3 protein-coding genes are annotated in these 4,409 nt (G+C 49.7%); all 3 read right to left on the bottom strand.

What is annotated here, in order from left to right:
* A partial coding sequence (locus tag BUA65_RS17330; protein ID WP_207543937.1) for a hydantoinase B/oxoprolinase family protein occupies positions 1-1,755 on the bottom strand: 1,755 nt, incomplete at its 3' end.
* 1 nt (position 1,756) lies between these two features.
* On the bottom strand, positions 1,757-3,796 hold the full coding sequence (locus BUA65_RS17325) for a hydantoinase/oxoprolinase family protein (RefSeq protein WP_072871623.1): 2,040 nt from the start codon (positions 3,794-3,796) through the stop codon (positions 1,757-1,759).
* Between the two features lie 163 nt (positions 3,797-3,959).
* A partial coding sequence (locus tag BUA65_RS18465) for a hypothetical protein (protein WP_072871621.1) occupies positions 3,960-4,409 on the bottom strand: 450 nt, incomplete at its 5' end.

The raw sequence follows: 4,409 nt of genomic DNA, 5'->3' as shown, positions 1-4,409 counted from the left end.
TTCTTTTTCGGTAGCGGCAAAGTCTATTTCGTACTTGCAGAGATCCTCGTCGATCACTTTGATCACAACTCCATAGTCTTTGCGCGCCCTTTCAATTGATACGTAGCCGTCAATTACATCTTCCAGCACGCGCCTGGGGTCTCTCTCCAGGGGATCCCCCAGTCCTCCTCCGCCCTGGGATGGCCTGATAAAGCTATCGCCTTCCTTCACGGGGTAATTTGAGAATATTGCGCCCAGGTATTTTTCCGATTCCTTTCCCGGGTTGAGGATAACACCATGGGGATACGAAGGCAGGCCGCCGAAAATACCCATATTAATCGATCTGGATCGGTCGCAACAGTACGACATCACGGCGCGTTCTACCTTGCCCAGAGCCCCTCCTTTAACCAGGCCGCAGCCGCCCCGGAACTTTCCGGGACCTCCAGAATCAGTGAGAATTTCGTGCTTGGAGGTAACCACCGGGGTTAACCTTTCCTGTCCTTCGCAAGGTTGCACGGTCAAACCGACGCCAAACATGGGCGCGGAACAATTCGACCCGTCGCGATCGCTTCTGGCTCCATGGCCTCCAGCCATCCAGTCGTACCACATAAAATGACAGTTGTATCCCGGTCGGTTGTCCCATCCGCCTACGAGAAGGTACTCCAGATTAAAACACGGGGCCATGGCTCTTTCAGGTAAAATATTTGACCATATTTCAAAAATGGCATTCATTATCTTTTCGTACGCTCCTGAACAAAAACCCGTGACAGCAATAGGCCAGGGTGCATTGACCACAGTGCCTTCGGGTAGGTTTGCCGTAACTACTCGATAAAACCCGGAGTTAAGAGGAATATCCGGGAAAAGCATTTTCGTCCCCGCAACAACGCCGGAATACGCAGAACCATAGGTAGCGTTAAGAAAACAGCCAATGTAGGGGTGGGTGCCCTCCAGGTCGTAGTGGAGTTGGCCGTCTTTGATCGTAAGAGAAACGCGAATGGGAATGAGCCCTTCACCTTTATCGGGATCCATGTCAATGTAATCTTCGACTACCCAGGTGCCTTCTGGTAATTCTTTAATGCGGTTTCTCGCCAGGCGCTCAACGTAGTCTTTGCATTCCTCAAAGGCGGCCAGGACGGTATCTTTTCCGTACTTTTTAATCAGCCGGAGCAGCTGCAATTCGCCAATCCGCGCTGCCTCTGCCTGTGCGCGCATATCTCCCAGCCTGTCTTCCTCCCCGCGCATGTTGGCAACCAGGAGACGGGCTACATCTTCACGATAAACCCCTCGCTCCCATAATTTTACGGGTGGGATCCGGATACCCTCACCGTAATGTTCCTTCGCGCGAATGTCAAAAGACCCGGGAACCGTTCCCCCGACGTCGGCCCAGTGTCCATTACATTGCATGAAGGCAATCAATTCGTCTTCATAAAATACTGGCCGGATAATTCGTACATCGCAAAAATGTGTGCCTCCTAAATAAGGATCGTTAATAGCAAAGACGTCGCCGGGGTAAATTTTATCTTTAAAGGCTTCAATTACCGACTTAGCTGTGAAATGGAGCGTACCAACATGTACGGCAATGTCCCAGCTCCCCTGCATGACGGTATCTCCGTTTTTATCGTTAAGGCAGCAGCTAAAGTCACGGCAGTAAATAACAAAGGAATAGCAGGTCCTCAAGATCTGGGCAGCCATCTGGTCGACGAGATTTACAAAGCCGTTTTTTAACACTTCGAAGGTAACGGGATCGAGCCTTTGCGACGACCACTTGAGTTCCACTCTACTCACCCCTCACGTTAATGATAATGTTCAGGTATTCGTCCACAGTTGCCGTCAGGCCAGGAGGAATAACGGTTGTTGAGTCAAACTGCTCGACTATGGCCGGCCCCTGTAATTTGGCACCCACAGGCAATTTTTCCCGGTCATACACCTTTGTGTCCGTAAAGCCTTTGGTGGCCTCGAAGTAAACCGGCCGGATTTCTTTTATGGCATCTTCAACCTTGCCTTTTGTTCGGGCTTTCGGCAGTTCGGGCTTGAGCACTTCTCCTTCCGCCACCAGCCTTAATCCGTAAATTTCAATTCCCCTCCGCCTGTGCATATAAGCGTACGCCCGGTTGTGTTCCTGGTGGAATAAACTGACTATTTCATCCAGATTCATTATCGGGCTGGGGCAGGTTATGGAAAGTGAGCGCCACTGGCCAACGTACCGCATATCCAGGTACCTGGTAAATTTTCTTTTTTCTTTTGGCACACCGTCCCTGTCTAATCGTTCGCTGGCTTCCTTTTCCATAAGCTGAAACTCAGTTTCCAAAGCGTTTAAATCAACTTTTGACAAATCCGCCAAGTAGTTTTTTGATAAGTCGTGCCTGATGTTGACAAGTAAGCACCCCATTGCTGAAGTAATACCCGGGTAGCGCGGTATAATAACAACGGGTATATCCATTTCCTGGGCAAGAAAGGCTCCATGGAGAGGACCTGCACCACCAAAAGCGACAAGGGCAATTTCTCTCGGATCGTATCCCCGTCTTATGGAAACCAGCCTTAAAGCGTCGCACATGTTTGCGTTGGCCACTTTTATAATCGCGAGTGCTGCCGTGATCGGGTCCATTCCCAGGGGATCGGCAATCTTTTCTTTGACTGCTTTGTAAGCTGCGTCGACGTCCAGTTGCATCCCTCCGCCGATGAGGCTCTTTCCTAACCTCCCCAGCAACAAATTGGCGTCAGTGTTCGTGGGGTTTGTTCCGCCTTTTAAATAACAGGCTGGTCCAGGGTCAGCTCCCGCACTCTGCGGGCCGTTGCGTAAAGAACCGCCTTCGTCGATCCAGGCTATGCTCCCGCCTCCTGCGCCGATGGTGATAATTTCGATGGCCGGGAAAAGGATGGGGTAGCCAAATTCTACATACCATTCATTGGTTGTTTTGAGCTCACCTTCGTACATAAAGGAAATGTCCGCGCTTGTCCCCCCCATATCCAACCCGAGGGCGCTACGGTATCCGGCCAACCTGGCAATATAACTCATTGCACAGGCACCGGCGCAGGGTCCGGAGAGACCCACCCTGGCAGCGTAATACCGTATGGTTGAAGCAGTCATTACGCCACCACCGGAATGAAGGATTAAAACATCCCCTCTATAGCCCAGATCTTGTAACCTCTTCGCCAGCCTCTCGATGTAATCTCCCATTACGGGGCCGAGGCAGGCGTTTATGATTGTTGTGCTGAACCGTTCATGCTCGAATATTTCGGGAACTGTTTCGCTGGACGTGCAGACAAAAACCCCCGGTAGCTCTTCCTCTAAAATTTTTTTCATTTTCAGCTCGTGTTCGGGGTTCATATATGAATTGATAAAACAAACGGCGATCCCCTTCATCCCGCGCTTTCTAAAAATTTCCGCAACCCGACGGGCTTCCGCCTCGTTTAGGGGAGTTAAAACATTGCCCGCGTAATCAATCCGCTCCTCCACTTCCAATCTGTCACGCCGGGGGATGTAAGGAGGAGCAACGTCCTTATAGGGGTCCCATAAATCTGGCTTTTCGGCGCGGCGGATTTCATTTACATCACGGAAACCTTTCGTGAATACAGCTCCTGTTTTAGGGTGTGTGCGAGTGATGAGGGCGTTTGTGGCCACCGTGGTGCCGTGCGTAAAAAGACTTACATCTGACATAGAAACGCTCGATTCCTTGATATTGTTGATGATTCCTTCGTCCGGGTTGGCGGGAACGGAAGGTACCTTGGTAATAAATATTTCTTTTGTTTCTTCGTCAAAGAAGAAACCGTCGGTAAAAGTTCCTCCTACGTCTATTCCAATTCTGTACCTGGCCATAGCACCCATCCTCCTTACAGTGATCTGCGTCAATTTGATTAGTTGAAAAATGTGATTACTTCCAGAGCAATAGTAATGAAAATATATCTAATTACCACCTCCTCAGCTGATTTACTGATACGGAATACTTACGCCCTGAGAATGTTAGTGTTTAATTATAGTATTATTTGAGCAGAGGTCTACCCATGGGAAACTTCATACCAGCTCCGCCAAGGATCCCTCCAACAGCCATCACAATACCGAAAAACCCTGCTACAAAGAAAGACCATCCGCTAAGCTGAAGCATGAACGAACCGGCAACCCCCCAATAGATTAAGGCAAGACTGGCAAGGCCAATGTCAGCCGCCATAACCGACAAAGCAGCGGCTGCTGGCGCAAACTTTAAAAAAATCGGGGTTGTTAAGATCAGTACCAGCGCCAAAATTGCCCATTCGTAACCCAGAATCCGGGCATCCACTTCCCAACCGTAGATACCTGCAAAATAATTTACTGCATAAGTCAACGCCGAACAAAAGGCAAAAAACGAACCGAAATACAGCCAGGTAACGCCGCCTGCTACATTCCCCAGTTTTAATTGGGTTATTGCGGCACCGAGATACGGAATAGTACAGGC

This window comes from Desulfofundulus thermosubterraneus DSM 16057 (assembly GCF_900142025.1).
Taxonomy (GTDB): domain Bacteria; phylum Bacillota; class Desulfotomaculia; order Desulfotomaculales; family Desulfovirgulaceae; genus Desulfofundulus; species Desulfofundulus thermosubterraneus.
This window is presented reverse-complemented; position numbering and strand designations above follow the sequence as displayed.

Coding starts and splice junctions, on each gene's coding strand:
- BUA65_RS17325 (WP_072871623.1), bottom strand. CDS start 3,796: ATGGCCAGGTACAGAATTGGAATAGACGTAGGAGGAACTTTTACCGAC.